This is a genomic window from Streptomyces sp. PsTaAH-124, from assembly GCF_000373685.1.
GTDB classification, from domain to species: Bacteria; Actinomycetota; Actinomycetes; order Streptomycetales; family Streptomycetaceae; genus Streptomyces; species Streptomyces andamanensis.
In genome coordinates this window covers 164,569-179,858 of record NZ_KB892180.1, presented here as the reverse complement: position 1 = coordinate 179,858, position 15,290 = coordinate 164,569, and the positions used below count along the sequence as shown (strand labels likewise).

At 72.3% G+C, this 15,290-nt stretch carries 14 protein-coding genes; 4 read left to right on the top strand and 10 right to left on the bottom strand.

The genetic code is table 11. From position 1 onward, the window contains the following. Positions 1 to 101 precede the first annotated feature (101 nt). Positions 102 to 554: an Lrp/AsnC family transcriptional regulator gene (locus tag B086_RS0123990; RefSeq protein ID WP_026252717.1), complete on the top strand. Its 453-nt coding sequence runs from the start codon at positions 102 to 104 to the stop codon at positions 552 to 554. Here B086_RS0123990 and B086_RS0123985 read toward each other — a convergent pair. The 10 genes from B086_RS0123985 to B086_RS0123940 form a co-directional block, all read right to left on the bottom strand. After that, on the bottom strand, positions 538 to 1,614 hold the full coding sequence (locus B086_RS0123985; protein WP_037873830.1) for a histidinol-phosphate transaminase: 1,077 nt from the start codon (positions 1,612 to 1,614) through the stop codon (positions 538 to 540). The genes B086_RS0123990 and B086_RS0123985 overlap by 17 nt on opposite strands. Before the next feature lie 98 nt (positions 1,615 to 1,712). Next, the gene (locus tag B086_RS0123980) at positions 1,713 to 2,699 is read right to left on the bottom strand and encodes an ornithine cyclodeaminase family protein (RefSeq protein WP_018568976.1); all 987 of its coding nucleotides are present in this window, start codon (positions 2,697 to 2,699) and stop codon (positions 1,713 to 1,715) included. A 64-nt stretch (positions 2,700 to 2,763) separates the two neighbouring features. After that, complete coding sequence (locus tag B086_RS0123975) at positions 2,764 to 3,357, bottom strand: prephenate dehydratase domain-containing protein (RefSeq protein ID WP_018568975.1); 594 nt, start codon at positions 3,355 to 3,357, stop codon at positions 2,764 to 2,766. Positions 3,358 to 3,379: 22 nt separating this feature from the next. Then, positions 3,380 to 4,357 (bottom strand): branched-chain amino acid transaminase, encoded by a 978-nt coding sequence (locus tag B086_RS0123970; RefSeq protein WP_018568974.1) that lies wholly within the window; start codon positions 4,355 to 4,357, stop codon positions 3,380 to 3,382. After that, positions 4,354 to 5,778, bottom strand: a complete 1,425-nt coding sequence (locus B086_RS0123965) for a phenylacetate--CoA ligase family protein (protein WP_018568973.1) — start codon at positions 5,776 to 5,778, stop codon at positions 4,354 to 4,356. The genes B086_RS0123970 and B086_RS0123965 overlap by 4 nt, the downstream gene beginning before the upstream one ends. A gap of 21 nt (positions 5,779 to 5,799) precedes the next feature. Continuing rightward, complete coding sequence (locus B086_RS0123960; protein ID WP_018568972.1) at positions 5,800 to 6,216, bottom strand: DUF2000 domain-containing protein; 417 nt, start codon at positions 6,214 to 6,216, stop codon at positions 5,800 to 5,802. Between the two features lie 52 nt (positions 6,217 to 6,268). After that, positions 6,269 to 6,562 (bottom strand): Dabb family protein, encoded by a 294-nt coding sequence (locus B086_RS0123955; protein ID WP_026252716.1) that lies wholly within the window; start codon positions 6,560 to 6,562, stop codon positions 6,269 to 6,271. A 19-nt stretch (positions 6,563 to 6,581) separates the two neighbouring features. Further along, on the bottom strand, positions 6,582 to 7,442 hold the full coding sequence (locus B086_RS0123950) for a menaquinone biosynthesis protein (protein WP_018568970.1): 861 nt from the start codon (positions 7,440 to 7,442) through the stop codon (positions 6,582 to 6,584). Beyond that, positions 7,439 to 7,765 (bottom strand): chorismate mutase, encoded by a 327-nt coding sequence (locus B086_RS40630; RefSeq protein ID WP_018568969.1) that lies wholly within the window; start codon positions 7,763 to 7,765, stop codon positions 7,439 to 7,441. The genes B086_RS0123950 and B086_RS40630 overlap by 4 nt, the downstream gene beginning before the upstream one ends. Before the next feature lie 268 nt (positions 7,766 to 8,033). Further along, on the bottom strand, positions 8,034 to 11,018 hold the full coding sequence (locus B086_RS0123940; protein ID WP_018568968.1) for an AfsR/SARP family transcriptional regulator: 2,985 nt from the start codon (positions 11,016 to 11,018) through the stop codon (positions 8,034 to 8,036). A gap of 625 nt (positions 11,019 to 11,643) precedes the next feature. Between B086_RS0123940 and B086_RS0123935 the strand changes: the two genes are divergently transcribed. The 3 genes from B086_RS0123935 (at position 11,644) to B086_RS0123925 (ending at position 15,273) form a co-directional block, all read left to right on the top strand. Then, on the top strand, positions 11,644 to 12,933 hold the full coding sequence (locus B086_RS0123935) for an aspartate kinase (protein ID WP_018568967.1): 1,290 nt from the start codon (positions 11,644 to 11,646) through the stop codon (positions 12,931 to 12,933). A gap of 40 nt (positions 12,934 to 12,973) precedes the next feature. Continuing rightward, a complete protein-coding gene (locus B086_RS0123930) occupies positions 12,974 to 14,041 on the top strand; it encodes an aspartate-semialdehyde dehydrogenase (RefSeq protein ID WP_018568966.1) in 1,068 nt (355 codons plus the stop codon). A gap of 485 nt (positions 14,042 to 14,526) precedes the next feature. Further along, positions 14,527 to 15,273, top strand: a complete 747-nt coding sequence (locus tag B086_RS0123925) for a SigE family RNA polymerase sigma factor (protein ID WP_018568965.1) — start codon at positions 14,527 to 14,529, stop codon at positions 15,271 to 15,273. Positions 15,274 to 15,290 lie beyond the last annotated feature (17 nt).

Genomic DNA, 15,290 nt, shown 5'->3' with positions numbered 1-15,290 from the left:
GGCGAATCATGGACGGAATGGATGCAGTCATGCTAGCAATTCAACGGAGAACAGGGCATACTCGCCGAATATAATTCGGCCTCCCGAGAATGCGGCAGAACATGGACGAACTTAATTCGGCGTTGCTGCGCCTTCTCCAGCAAGACGGTCGGCGCACCAACCGCGAACTCGCCGAGGAACTGGGCATCGCACCCTCGACCTGCCTGGAGCGGGTGCGCGCGCTGCGTGAGCGCGGAGTGCTGCTCGGCTTCCACGCCGAGGTGGATCTCACCGCACTGGGCCGGGGGCTCCAGGCGATGATCGCCGTCCGGGTGCGGCCGCCGACCCGCGCGATCATCGAGCAGTTCCAGACCTTCGTGGCGCGGATGCCCGAGGTCATCTCGGTCTTCGTGCTGACGGGTACCGATGACTTCCTCCTCCACGTGGCGGTGCGGGACGCCGACCATCTGCACTCGGTCGTGCTGGACAAGCTGACCGAGCGCCCCGAACTGGCCGACGTGCGCACCTCGATGGTCTACGGGCATCTGCGCAAGACGGTCATCGATCCGATCTGATCCCCTCCAGGGCCGTGATCAGCAGGTCGTTCGCCTCCGGGGCGCCGACCGTGATCCGCAGCCCGGTCCCGGGGAAGGCGCGCACCAGCAGCCCGGTGCGCTCCAGGGCGGCGGCGACCGGGGCGGCGTCCTCGCCGAGCGGCAGCCAGAGGAAGTTGGTCCCGCTCGGCGGCAGGGTCCAGCCCCGCGCGCCGAGGGCCGCGCGCAGCCGCTCCCGCTCGGCGGTGATCCCGGCCACCTGCCGCAGCAGCTCGTCCTCGGCGTCCAGCGCGGCCAGCGCCGCCTGCTCCGCGATCCGGCTCACCCCGCACGGCACGGCGCACTTGCGCAGTGCCTCGGCGATCCGCGGGTGCGCGACGCCGTAGCCGACCCGCAGCCCGGCCAGCCCGTACGCCTTGGAGAAGGTGCGCAGCACCACCAGGTTGGGCCGGTCGCGGTGGAGTTCCACCCCGTCCGGCGCGTCCGGGCCCCGGTGGAACTCGAAGTACGCCTCGTCCAGTACCACCGTGACGTGCTCGGGCACCCGGTCCAGGAACCGCTTCAGCTCGGCGGCGCCGACCGCGGTGCCGGTGGGGTTGTTGGGCTCGCACAGCAGCACCATGGCGGTGCGCGGGGTGATGGCGGCGGCCATGGCCTCCAGGTCGTGCGTCGCGTCGCTGAGCGGCACCTCGACCGGGACGGCCCCGGCCATCCGCACGACGATCGGGTACGCCTCGAACGAGGGCCAGGCGTAGACCACTTCGTCGCCCGGCGACAGCATGGCCTGGCCGATCTGCTGGTAGATGCCGACCGATCCGGGGCCGGTGACCACGTGCGACAGCGGGACGTCCAGCCTGCGGGCGAGGGCGTCCGTCAGCTCTTCCGGGAAGATGCCCGGGTAGAGGTTGGTCCGCTGAGCGGCCCGGGAGACGGCGGCGAGGGCCGAGGGCAGCGGCGGACAGGGGTTCTCGTTGAGGAACAGCCGGTACGAGGTGCCGGTGGCGGGCGGCTGCGGCGGCTTGGGCACATAGGCCGGTATGCCGTCGAGCACGGCACGCGGCACGGGCGGGTGAGCACTCACTCCTGTCGTTCTCCTTAGCTGGGTCCCACTGCTGGGGCGCTTCGCCGGTGCCTGTGCCGGGCCGCTCCGCGGACGCGGGTCCCGGCCGGGCCGGCGGGTCAGTCGAGCGTGACGGTCCGGCCCAGTCCGCGGGCCGCGGCCTCCCGGGCGACGGCGAAGCCGGACATGATGTCCTGCACGCCGAGGCCGAGCGATTTGAAGACGGTGATCTCGGTGGGTTCGGCGCGTCCTGGCCGGGTGCCGAGCAGCACCTCGCCCAGCTCGGCCCGGATGTGGTCCGGTCCCACCAGGCCCTCGGCGAGCGGCCCGCGCAGGTCCCCGGACTCGGCGAGCGCCGACTCCCGGCTGTCGACGAAGAAGGAGGCGTCCGCCACGGCCCGGGAGGACAGCTCCCGGTGGTCGGCGAACGAGGCCCCGACGGCGTTGACATGGACGCCGGGCGCGAGGTCGGCGGCCTCGACGACGGGCTCCCTGGCCGCCGTCGTGGTGCAGACGAGGTCGGCCCCGGCCAGGGCCAGCGCCGGGGTGCCGGCGGTCTCCACCTCGATGCCCAGCTCCTTCGCCGCCCACGCCCGGTAGTCCTCGGCGTGCTCGGCGCTGCGGCTCCACACCCGGACCCGGCGCAGCGTCCTGACCAGGCGCATGGCCTCCAGGTGGCTGCGCGCCTGCACCCCGGAGCCGAGCACCGCGAGGTCCCCGGCGTCCGGCCGCGCCAGCGCCTCGGTGGCGACGGCGGAGACGGCCGCCGTCCGTACGGCGGTCACCGCGCCGGCGTCCATCAGGGCCAGCGGAGCACCGGTCGCCGGGTCGAAGACCATGACGACCCCGACGTGCAGGTCCAGGCCGCGGGCCGGGTTCTCGGGCTTGAGCATCATCGCCTTCAGCCCGTAGCCCGCCAGGTCGTCCCCGGCGACGAAGCCCGGCATGGTGCCCAGCAGACCGCTGTCCTTCTCGGGCCTCAGGATGGTCCGCAGCGGCAGGTCCGCCAGGCCGCCGCTGTAGCGGCGCATGGCCTCCGCCATCACCGGCAGGGCGCGCTCGACCGGGTACAGCTCGCGCACGGTGGCACGGTCGATCAGGAGCATGGAAATACCTGTTTTCTTGAGCGGTCCGGACGGCTGCGGTGGGCCGCGTTCCTGTGGCGGCCCGTCAGGAGTCCGGGTCGGCGAGGGTGAAGACCGACCAGAGCATGCGGATCGGCCGGGTGCGGGAGATGAACTCCAGGGCGTGGGCCTTGGCCGCCGGGCGCGTGGTGAGCGCCAGGTCGGTCTCCCTGCGGCGGGCCTGGCCGGCCGCCGCGCTGGTGGAGGTGGCGTAGCGGATCTCCGCCACCGAGTAGGCGTCCGGGAGGAGTTCTTGGACGAGGGCGACCGGCGCCGGGTGGGTGGCGATCCGGGCGGCGTCGGGGATGCGGTGCCCCGGGGAGACGGCGATGCCGTAGTCCGGGGTGTCGAAGAGGAACGCCCCCGCGAACCGCAGCGACGGGTCCATGTAGAAGCTGTGCACCGACGCGTACGCGTTGGCGATGACGACATGGCTGACGGCGCCCTCGCGCAGCGCCGTGCCGGCCTCCTCGTAGGTGCCGTAGAGCCGGATTCCGGGCGGTCCGCCCAGGCCGCGGTCCGCCCAGAGGTACAGGGCCGCCTGCTCGCTGCTGGTGCCGGCGGGCCCCAGGGTCCCGATGGTCTCGATCTCGGGCCCCGAGGACAGGGCGGTGTCTATCCAACCCGCTGTCTGAATCATGTTCTCCCCCTGCGGTCGGCGGTCAGCCCGTGCCGGGGCCGACGCTCTGGAGCCAATGGCGGTAGCGCTGGTCCTTGCCGCGGACGACCTCGTGGTAGGCGGTCGTCAGGGCGGTGGTGAGCGGTCCGGGGACGCCGTCCCCGACGGGACGGCCGGCGATCTCGGTCACGGGGACGATCTCCGCGCCCGTGCCGGTGAGGAACACCTCGTCGGCCAGACACAGGTCCTCGCGGCCCAGGTCGTGGAAGTCGGTCGGTACGTCCAGCAGGTCGGCCGCCAGGGTGACGGCGGTGTCCCGGGTGATGCCCTCCAGGAGATCGGCCGTGACGGGCGGGGTGACCAGCCGGCCGCGGACGACGGCGAACACGTTGGACGTGCTGGCCTCCGCCACCTGGCCGCGGCTGTTGAGCAGGATCGCGTCGTCGTACCCGGCGGCGCGGGCCTCGTCCACGGCGAGCGCGTTGTTGACGTAGCCGCCGGTGACCTTCGCGCGGACCGGGAGCACGGCCGACTCCGGTCTGCGCCACGAGCTGATCGCGACCCGGATGCCGCCGCGGTCGGTGTAGGACCCCATCCGGAAGGCGTTGACCGACAGCGCGTCCGAGACGCCCGTGAGCTGGACACCGGGCGGTGTCCCGGGCAGCAGGGCGCGCTTGTAGGCCAGCGGACGGATGTACATGTCGGTGTCCGCGCCGATCCGGCGCAGCAGTTCCGCCGTCAGCGCGCACAGCTCCCGCGCGTCCGGCTCCAGCCGGATGCGCAGGGTCCGCGCGCTGCGCAGGAAGCGCTGGTAGTGGTCGTGGCCGCGGAAGACGGCCAGGCCGCCGTCCGCCTGCGCGTAGGCGCGGATGCCCTCGAAGACACCGGTGCCGTACTGGAGGGCCTGCGTGGTGACGGGCACCTGGGCCCGCTCCAGGGGGACGAACTCCCCGTCGTGGTAGGCGAGGGCCGCCAGGGCGGGCGTCGCCTTGCCGCTGTCCGCTGCCACGGCACTGGTCACTGGGCCCTCCCGCCGGCCACGCCGAGGGCGGCGGCGCGCTCCTCGTCCGGTGCCGCGGTGCGCCGGTCCTCCACCCGGGCCGCCTTCCAGCTCACCATGGCGCCGGTCGTGGTGACCGAGCCGAGCGGGCCGTAGGCGAACCGGAGCGGGACGTCGAGCCGTTCGCGCACCAGGTCGGCGACGGCCGCCTCGTCGACGCGTACGCCCTCGCCGTCGGGCGGTGTCTCCAGGTGCAGGGTCAGCTCGTCCTGCCCGTCCACCGCGTCGATGACGACCTGGTAGTCGAGGTAGCCGCGGGGCAGCGACAGCAGCAGTTCCTCCAGGTCGTAGCCGCTGATCCGGTGGCCGCCGATCGACAGGGTGTCGCGGGTGCGGCCGAGCACCTCCAGGACGGGCGCGGGCAGGGTGCGCCCGGCGGCGGCGGGGGCGAGCCGGACCAGGTCGCCGGTGCGGTAGCGGACCAGGGGCTTGCTGCCCCGGTAGAGCGCGGTGACGACGAGTTCGCCGGTGCGCACGCCGTCGGGGCCCGGCTCGACCGCGCGGGCGGTGTCCGGGTCGATCACCTCGTAGTAGTTGAGCAGCGGGGCCGTGTACAGCGCCCCGTCGGCGCCGGACGCGCCCATCACCGAGGCCTCCTGCGAGGCGTACAGGGCGTTGTAGACCTTGGCGCCCCACACCGCGCCGATGTTCTCCAGGAGGCTCGGGGAGGCGAGTTCGCCGGTGCACATCAGGACGTCGAGGCGGAAGTCCCGGCGCGGGTGCAGTCCGGCCGCGTACGCCTTCTTCGCCAGGGACAGGGCCATGCCGGGCGTGCTGAACAGGCCGGTGGCGGGCAGGACGCGCAGGGTCTCCAGGGCGCGGTCGTAGCCGACCATCGGGGAGTGCGGCCACATCTTGGCGACCGCGTGGCCCAGGTTGCGGCAGACGTCGCCGAAGGTGTCGCCGAAGGCGTGCAGTTCGGTCGGCCCGGAGACGCCGATCACCTGCTCGTCGCCGAACTGCCGGAAGACGGTGTCGTAGTACACGGTCAGCGCCGTGTTGTTGTGCAGCGAGTCGGTGTTGTCCCGCGGGCACGGTGTGCTGCGGCCGGTGGTGCCGGTGGTCTCGTAGAAGATCCATGCCTTGGACAGCGGGAGCGAGAGCACCTTGTCGAACTCGTTGCGCAGGTCGTCCTTGGTGGTGAACGGCACGTCGGCCAGGTGCTCGGGGGCCAGGGAGCGGATGGACTCCGGGTCCACCGACGCCAGCCGCCCGGCGTAGAAGGGGGACTTGTCCTTGACGTACGCCAGGGTGCTGCGGAATTCCGTCAGTTGGTGGTCGGCCAGGTCGGCGTCGCTCCAGCGGCCCGCGGCGAACGCCTGGTGCCGGTCGCGTATCTCACGGGCGAGCCGGTCGAGTTCTTCGTTGAAGACGGTGAACATGCTTCCCTCGTGTCGGTTGCGTCAGCGGTACAGCGGCAGGCTTCCGGTGAGCTTGTTCACCGCGCTTCTGCTGCCGCAGACGGCCACGCCGATGTAGGGCAGCTCGGCGGTGCCCAGGTCGGCGGTCCGGCGGATGTACTCGTCGTAGCTCCGTGACGACTGGGCGACCGCGGTGAAGTCGGCCACGAAGACGTCGGGCAGGCCGGCCGCCTTCAGCACGATGTCCCGCAGATCCGCCGCCGCGCCCTTCAGAATGGGCAGCGGAATGGCCGTGATACCGGTGTGCGCCTCGCCGTCGCCGTCCTTGACGGCATCGCCGATGATTCCGTCCACGAACCGCCCGACGGACATCGAGAGAGCCGCCACGGTGTTCATCGCGAGCCCCGCGGCGAGGTCCTGTTCGACGACAAAGGCGCACTTCTCGTACTTGGCACTCACCGCTGGTCCTTGCCTTTCGTTCACTGTGCTGTTCTTCTTCTCGTTCTTCGCGTCATTCTTCGAGGTCGGCGATGACCCATTCACTGATCTCCCGCCACTGGCGGATCGCCTCCTGGTGGAACGGGTGCACCAGATAGCGGTCGAGCGCCGCCTCGTCCTCCAGCAGACCGATCACCGCGAAGTCGTAGGCGATGGGCCGGGTGGATATGTTGCGGCCGGTGCTCCATTCCTGGAGGTCCGGTACTTCGCCGCCCACCTTCGCGGCGATCCCTTCCGCTGCCTGCGCCCGGGGATCGTCCCACGAGATACCGGGCTTGAACTTGAAAAGTACGATGTGACGAATCATGGTCATCCTCCGTGGACGTTCATCCGCCGTGGACGGGAATGCGTGCGGGCAGCGGGCCGACCGTTTCGCCGCGGGCCGCGGCCCGTGCGGAGAACTCCTGGACCGCGGCCAGCTGGCGCTCTCCGAGCGAGTAGTCGAGCGTTCGGAAGTAGTCGAGGAGCACGGGCTCCCCGAGCGCGCGGGCCCGGCCGCCGCGGGCCGCCGCCGCGGCCACCCGCGCGGGGTGCGCGCGGGCCCGTGCGACCGCGTCCACGAGCGCGGCCCCGACCTCGCGCACCGTCTCGGGCCGCTCCCGCGCGAAGTCGCGGCGCACGGCCCAGACGGCGAACACCATGGGCAGTCCCGTCCAGCTCCGCCACATCGCGCCCGTGTCGTGCACGGTCAGCCCGGCCGGCGCGGCCGCCCGCACCCGCAGCGCGTCGTCGCCGATGACCACGGCGGCCCGCGCCGTGCGCAGCATCGTGTCCACGTCCTGGCGCAGCGTGCGGTACTCGGGCCGCACCCCGACGGCGTCCTCCAGCAGCATCCTGGCCAGCAGGGTGGTGCTGCGGCTGGCCGCGGAGAGCGCGACCACCCGGCCGTCCAGCGCTTCGAGCGGATCGCGCGAGACGATGTGGCAGGAGCCCACCGGGCCGTCGCTGCCGATCGCGATGCCGGGCAGCAGACACAGCTCCTCCGCGTGCCGCAGATATCTGACGACACTGATCGGGCTGATGTCCAGATCACCCGAAAGAAGGAGTGCGGAAAGCTGTTCCGGTGGTGCGGAGACCATGTCGACGTCGTGCACGGCTCCGCTGTCGGCCAGGCCCCAGCGGATCGGTGCGCAATTGAGGAAGGAGATGTCACCCAGGCGTGCCCGCGGATCCGCGCACGCCTTCACGAAGTGCCCTGCGGCTCGCCGTCCGCGGCGGAGGCGGCCTTCGAGATGCCGCCGGAACCGCCCCGGCACAGGCTCAGGATATTCAGGGCGAGGGCGGTTCCCTCGGTGCCGAGCCCGGTCGCGTAACGGTCGAGAATAAGCTTCTCGCGAGCGAGTACCGTCCGTGTCCCGCCCTCGCTCATGCGCTGCCGCTGGATGCGGCGGGACAGGTCGCGGCGATTCTGCAAGATTTCGATGATCTGCAGATCCAGGGTATCGATCGCCTCGCGAGCCTCGTCGATGGGAAATGCTGTCACACATGCGGCGTTGTCGTGCTGCTCCACATCAACCTCATCGGGGGAGTGGCGCCCGCCAAAGGCAGGTTCGCTGCATCACTGGTTTTCGCTGCCATCGAGACGACGTTGCGTCGGTGAAACGCCGTTGTTCGCAATCCTTGACGATTCCCGCCGCGAGAGGCAAGGACGTTCCCCAACGGTGTCCCACACCATCAGAATCGCTTCTGACCTGCGGGTTTCCTCGGACACCGAACGGACACCGAAGGGAAACACCCGGCACGGCGATCACGGCTTCCGGGGCGCGCGCCCCGGCCCGTCACAGCACCGGCGGACCGTACGGGCCCGACGCCGGGCCGAGCACGTCCGACGCCAGCGCCGAGCCCGTACCGGCCAGCGCCGCCGCCGCGCGGGCCCGCAGAGCCGCCGCCTCCGCGCCCGCGTCGCCGCGCCGGTCGAGCAGTTCCGCGTGCGCGTACAGGCAGCGGGCGTAGCGGACCGGTGTGCCGAGGCCGTGGTAGATCGCGGCGGCCCCGGTCAGCAGCCGCTCCGCCTCCTGCGTCCGGCCGTCGTGCCCGAGCGCCGCGGACAGCCCGACCATGCCGAGCGCCTCCAGCAGCGGGTCGCCGACCGAGCGCGCCGACTCCCGGCAGACGCCGAGGAGCCGGCGGCCCTCGGCGTGCCGCCCGCTCTCCAGCGCGATGACGCCCAGGCCGAAGTGGGCGTAGCCGATGCCCGAGACATCGCCGAGGGCCTGCGCCCGCTCCCGCCCCGCGATGTACTCCGCCTCCGCCTCCGCCGGGCGGTGCCGCGCCCGCAGCAGGTCGGCCAGGGCCAGCCGCACCTGTCCGGCCGCCCGGCCGAGGAGGCCCCGGGCGGCCTCCTCGGCCTGCCGCAGATACGACTCGGCGCCCTCCAGGTCGCGCAGTTCGAGCAGGGTCAGCCCGAGCCAGCGCAGCACCTGGACCCGGGCCTGGAGGTCCCCGTGCGCGGCGAGCACGGGCAGGCAGTCCCGCCAGCGTTCCAGCGCCCGTTCGTAGCGGCCCTGGATCCGGTCCACACAGGCCGCCCGGCGCAGCGCGAGCACCGCGCCGTAGTCCTCCCCGGCCGCGGTGAACGTGGCGCACGCCCGCTCCAGCAGACCGGCCGCCCGGGTGTACTCGCGCTTGTCGATGTACAGGTCGCCGAGGCCCAGGAGCAGCGCGGCCTCGCCCTTGCGGCTGCCGACCGCCCGGACGGCGGCCAGCGCGTCCTGGTGGGTCGCCAGCCACTCGTCGTGGTGCCCGCGCGTGCTGAACAGGCAGCGGCACACGGCCGCGAGGTCCCACGCGATGTCGTCGAGCCCGTAGCCGGCGGCCTGCCGTACCAGGGTGGTCAGCGTGGTGCGTTCGGCCTCGTACCAGTGCAGCGGGTCGGCGTCCTCGTGCGGAGGGGAGTGGCCGGCACGGGCGCGGCTCGCCGCGCCGCTGCGGACGGCGGTGTAGTCGCCGCCGCAGACGGCGCGGTGGGCCGCGTCGGCGCCGGTGAGCGCGGCGAGGGCGGTGCGGCGGACCGCGGTGCGGCGCTGGGACGGCGACTCGGCGCCGTCCGCGCGTTCGAGGCCGAACAGCCGGACCAGGTCGTGCAGGCGGTAGCGGAGCTGCCCGGCCACGTCCCGTCCGCGCACCTCGACGAGCCGGGCGTCCACCAGTTCCTCCACCAGGTTCTCGGCGTTCTCCGCCGCCGGTCCGCCGAGGTCCACCAGATGCCGGGCGAGCCAGTCCGCGAAGTCCGGCACGGCGAGCACGGACAGGCGGCGCAGCAGCAGCTGGGCGCCGGGGCTGATGCCGTCGTAGGACAGCTCCAGGGTGGTGCGGACGGCCAGGTTGTCGTGCTCCAGCTCGTCGAGCCTGCGCCGTTCGTCGGCGAGCCGGGCCGCGACCCGGGCCATCGTCCAGTGCGGCTTGGCCGCGAGCCGGGCGCCGAGGATGCCGACCGCCAGCGGCAGGTTGCCGCAGTACGCGACCAGCCGCCGCGCGGCATCCTGCTCCGCCGCCGACCGCTCGCGCCCGGCGCCGCGGTGGAGCAGCTCCAGGGCCTGCTCCGTGGAGAGGCCGCCCAGCTCCACGACCCGCGTCGAGAACGCCGAGGCGACCCGGGAGCGACTGGTGACGATGACGGCGCAGGTGTCCGTTCCCGGCAGCAGAGGGCGTATGCCGGTGGTTTCGGAGGCGTTGTCCAGAATGATGAGCACGCGTTTGTCGGTCAGCAGCGCGCGGAATTTCTCGGCGCGCTGGTCGAGTCCGTCCGGGATGTCGGACGCCGGCACTCCCATCTCCCGCAGAAACCGGGCGAGGGCCTCCTCCGGCCGGACCGGATTCCGGTCGAGTCCGCGCAGATCGATATAGAGCTGGCCGTCGGGAAACTTGACGCGCTGCTGATGTCCGACATGAATGGCGAGGGTCGTCTTGCCCGTTCCTCCCGCGCCCACCAGCTCGACCAGGGGCACGTTTCTGCCCGCGGGCCGCAGGAATTCGACCAGGTCGGACATCTCCCGCTCGCGGCCCACGAATTCCCCGATGTCGCTGGGCAGCAGGCAGGGCCCGGCGGGCGCGGCGGGCGGCGGCGCGGCGGACTCCGGCGCGGGCTGCGGGGACGGCGGCGGCGCGGCGGATAACTCGGTGCGGACGGCCTCGGGGCCGGGCGGCAGGGCGCCCTTCAGGATCTCCTGGTGCAGGCGCTGGAGTTCGGCGCCGGGCGCGATGGCGAGCGCCTCGTCCAGCAGGCGGCAGGTGTCGCGGTACAGGCGCAGCGCGTCCGCCTGGCGGCCCGAGCGGTACAGGGCGGTCATGAGCTGGGCCCGCGGCCGCTCGAAGAACGGATGCTCCGGCAGGAAGGCCGACAGCTCGGCGATCACCGGCTCGTACTGCCCGAGCGCGAGCTGGAGTTCGGCCTTCTTGACCTGGAGCGCGACCTGCGTCTCCTCCCATACGCGGGCCTCGGCGCGCCACGCCTGCCGGGTGATGCCCGCCAGCAGCGGGCCGCGCCACTGGGCGAGTGCCCGCTCCAGGCAGGAGACCGCCTCGGCGCTCTCCCCGGCGTTCGCGTACGCGTCGGCCTCCGCCTTGAGCGCCTGCACCCGCTGGGTGTCCAGCTCGGCCTCGTCCGTGCTCAGGAGGTAGCCGGGCGGCTGGGTCAGGATCAGGTCGCCCACGGTCCCCGTCCGCTGGAACCGGCCGCGTATCTTCGAGACGCAGACGGCGATCTGGTTCGCCGGATCGGCCGGCATCCGGGCCTCCCAGAGGCTCTGTGCCAGCTCCTCCACGGACACGGTCCTGTCGGGCTTCAAAAGCAGCGTTCCGAGAGTGATCTGAAGCCGCGGGGCGGTGAGCTGGAGGCGTTTACCGCCCGCCCATATTTCCAGTGGTCCCAGCACCCGGAATAGCAGCTTTCCGGCACGTGACGACGCCATCAGAACTCCTTCCACCAGGTACTTCTTCCCGCCCGAACCGGGCTCACAGTGACACACCCTGACGGCCGTTCACGACAGCTTGTCCACATGAAGAGACGGGGAATGGACAATCGGACCGGTATGCATTGCCTCCCCCGGTCCGCGACGGGTTCGGATCGAGTCGAAAACCGGGCACGCGAACGGAACGGATTGCCTTCACCGGGCCCCGGATCAGGGCGGCGGGCGGCGCGGGGAGCGGATCGGACCGCAGCATTCCGGCCCCGGTGAGGAGGTGGCCGGATCGCCGCCCGGCCGGTGTGTGACGCCGCCCACGTTTCGCGTGCCGCCCCGCTCGCTGGGCATGAGCCGCCCTGACAAGCGGGCGCCGGACATCTCACGATGCGATATCGCGAAGGGGAAATCCGGGCGCTCGATAGACTGAGTCGATCGCACTGCATATGCGCGAGTGCGACAGACACGGACTGAGCGAGGAGCGCACGTGGGCCTTGTCGTGCAGAAGTACGGAGGCTCCTCCGTAGCCGATGCCGAGGGCATCAAGCGCGTCGCCAAGCGGATCGTGGAAGCCAAGAAGAACGGCAACCAGGTGGTTGTCGTGGTCTCCGCGATGGGCGACACGACGGACGAGCTGATCGATCTCGCCGAGCAGGTATCCCCGATGCCTGCCGGGCGGGAGTTCGACATGCTGCTGACCGCCGGTGAGCGGATCGCCATGGCCCTGCTGGCCATGGCGATCAAGAACCTGGGCCACGAGGCCCAGTCCTTCACCGGCAGCCAGGCAGGTGTCATCACCGACTCTGTCCACAACAAAGCCCGGATCATCGACGTCACGCCGGGCCGTATCCGCACCGCGCTGGACGAGGGCAACATCGCCATCGTCGCCGGTTTCCAGGGCGTCAGCCAGGACAAGAAGGACATCACCACGCTGGGGCGCGGCGGGTCCGACACCACGGCCGTGGCGCTGGCCGCCGCCCTGGACGCCGAGGTCTGCGAGATCTACACCGACGTGGACGGCGTGTTCACCGCCGACCCGCGGGTGGTGAAGAAGGCCCGGAAGATCGACTGGATCTCGTTCGAGGACATGCTCGAACTGGCCGCTTCCGGGTCGAAGGTGCTGCTCCACCGGTGTGTGGAGTACGCGCGCCGGTACAACATCCCGATCCACGTACGTTCCTCCTTCAGCGGGCTCCAGGGCACGTGGGTCAGCAGCGAGCCGATTCGGCAGCCGAGTGAGCAAGGGGAACAGCAGGTGGAGCAGGCCATCATCTCGGGTGTCGCGCACGACACCTCCGAGGCCAAGATCACGGTCGTCGGCGTCCCGGACAAGCCCGGTGAGGCCGCCTCCATCTTCCGGACGATCGCCGATGCCGAGATCAACATCGACATGGTCGTGCAGAACGTCTCCGCGGCCTCCACCGGTCTGACGGACATCTCCTTCACGCTGCCCAAGGCCGAGGGCCGCAAGGCCATCGACGCGCTGGAGAAGAACCGCCTGGGCATCGGGTTCGACTCGCTGCGCTACGACGACCAGATCGGCAAGATCTCCCTGGTCGGCGCGGGCATGAAGACCAACCCGGGCGTCACGGCCGACTTCTTCACCGCGCTCTCCGACGCGGGCGTGAACATCGAGCTGATCTCGACCTCCGAGATCCGTATCTCGGTGGTCACCCGCAAGGACGACGTGCCGGAGGCCGTCCGCGCCGTGCACACCGCCTTCGGGCTCGACTCCGACAGCGACGAGGCCGTCGTCTACGGCGGCACCGGGCGATGACCGCCCCCCGCCGGGGCGCCGGGTGTCCGGGCGTACGCCGGTGACCGGACGGCCGACGCTCGCGGTCGTCGGCGCGACCGGCGCCGTCGGCACGGTCCTGCTCGGCATCCTGTCCCAGCGCGCGGACGTCTGGGGCGAGATCCGCCTGTTCGCCTCGCCGCGCTCGGCCGGCCGCAAGCTGACCGTGCGCGGCGAGGAGACCGAGGTCGTCGCGCTCACCGAGGACGCCCGCGCGGCGGGTGTGTTCGACGGCGTGGACATCGCCCTGTTCGACGTGCCCGACGAGGTGGCCGCCCGCTGGGTGCCGGTGGCCGCCGCGGCGGGCGCCGTCGTGGTGGACAACTCCGGGGCCTTCCGCGCCGACCCCGATGTGCCGCTGGTGGTGCCCGAGGTCAACGCGCACGCGGTGCGCCGCCGCCCGCGCTCCGTGGTCGCCAGCCCGCACTGCACCACCCTGACCATGATCGTGGCGCTGGGCGCGCTGCACGCCGAGTTCGGGCTGCGCGAGCTGGTGGTCTCCTCGTACCAGGCGGTGAGCGACGCCGGCCAGGAGGGCGTCCGCGCGCTGCGCCGCCAGCTGTCCCTGGTCGCCGGTACGGAACTGGGGACCGGCCCCGGCGACGTACGGCGGGCGGTGGGCGACGACACCGGCCCGTTCGCGGAGCCGGTCGCGCTGAACGTGGTGCCCTGGGCCGGTGCGCTGTGCGACGAGGGCTGGTCCTCGGAGGAGATGGCGCTGCGCGAGGAGACCCGCCGGATCCTCGGACTGCCCCGGCTGCCGGTGGCCGTCACCTGTGTCCGCGTCCCGGTCGTCACCACGCATTCGCTGACCGTGCACGCCCGCTTCGAGGACGAGGTCACCGTCGACCGGGCGCGCGAGATCCTGGCCACGGCGCCCGGGGTGGTGCTGTGCGACGACCCGGCCTCCGGCGAGTTCCCCACCCCGGCCGACGCGGTGGGCACGGACCCGGCCTGGGTCGGCCGGGTGCGGCGGGCGCTGGACGACCCGACCGCGCTCGAACTCTTCGTCTGCGGCGACAACCTGCGCAAGGGCGCCGCGCTCAACCTGGCGCAGATCGCCGAGCTGGTGGCGGCCGGACCGGAGTGAGCGGGCCGGTGCGGCCGGAGGGGACCCCGCGGGCCGGTGTGCTCCTCGTGCTCCTCCCGTTCTCCGCGCCCTCTCTGCCCTCCCCGCCCTCTTTCACGGAGGGATAACCCCTGGCCATTGATCGGTCCCTTTGTAGGATCTGTGTACAAGGTGTGGACCGGCTGACTACGGTCCGCGCCGCGTGAACCGTGCCGCCCCGGCGCCCGGCGATTTTCCTTCCCGCCCTCCGCAACCGCGCGGTGGGCGGGAGGCGTCTTCGCGGTCGCCCTGCGGGGGCGTGGGGACGCTGAGGGGCGTGGGGATGCCCCGGTCGCTTCGCGGCACGCCGCGACAGAGGGAAGAGCGGGACGCATGAGGGCATGTGAGGCACCGGCCGCGGTGCCGCCTGACCCGGGAACACGGCCGCACGCGCCGCTCGGCCCGCCGGGCGCGGATGTGACGGACGGCCCGTACAACCCCGGCGGGGGGCGGTGCGTCCAACTGGCGTGGCAGACGTACTCGACTTCAGCGCGGCGGCCCGCGGCGCCGCTCTGCGGCCGCCCCGCGCGGCCCTCCGGCCGCGGATGCCCGCCCTCCCCGGGCGGCCGGCGTCCCCCGGCCGGTCCGGGAGCCCCGGCGTCAGCTTGCTGCCCGGCGCGGCCGGCCCGTCCGGCGGCATGCCGGTGATCGCCCCCATGCCCGCCGCGCGGCCCGCCCGCATACCGAACCAGCGCCCGGCCGCCGAGGAGACCGCGGCGGCCGGTACCACCGTCGACCACCTCACCGAGACGTACCGCACGCACTACCGCTCGCTGCTGGGCCTGGCCGCGCTCCTCCTCGACGACACCGCCTCCTGCGAGGACGTCGTCCAGGAGGCGTTCATCCGCGTCCACTCCGCCCGCAAGCGCGTCCGCGAGCCGGAGAAGACGCTCGCCTATCTGCGCCAGACGGTCGTCAACCTCTCCCGCTCCGCGCTGCGCCGCCGCATCCTCGGCCTGAAGCTCCTGTCCAAGCCGATGCCGGACATGGCCAGCGCGGAGGAGGGCGCCTACGACCAGCTGGAGCGCGACTCGCTGATCACGGCGATGAAGGGCCTCCAGCGCAGGCAGCGCGAGGTGCTGGTGCTGCGCTACTTCGCTGACATGACCGAGGCGCAGGTCGCCGAGACCCTCGGGATATCCCTCGGCTCGGTGAAGGCGTACGGCTCGCGCGGCATCGCCGCGCTCCGGATCGCCATGGAGGCGCGGGCATGACCGTCAGGGAGGCGCGG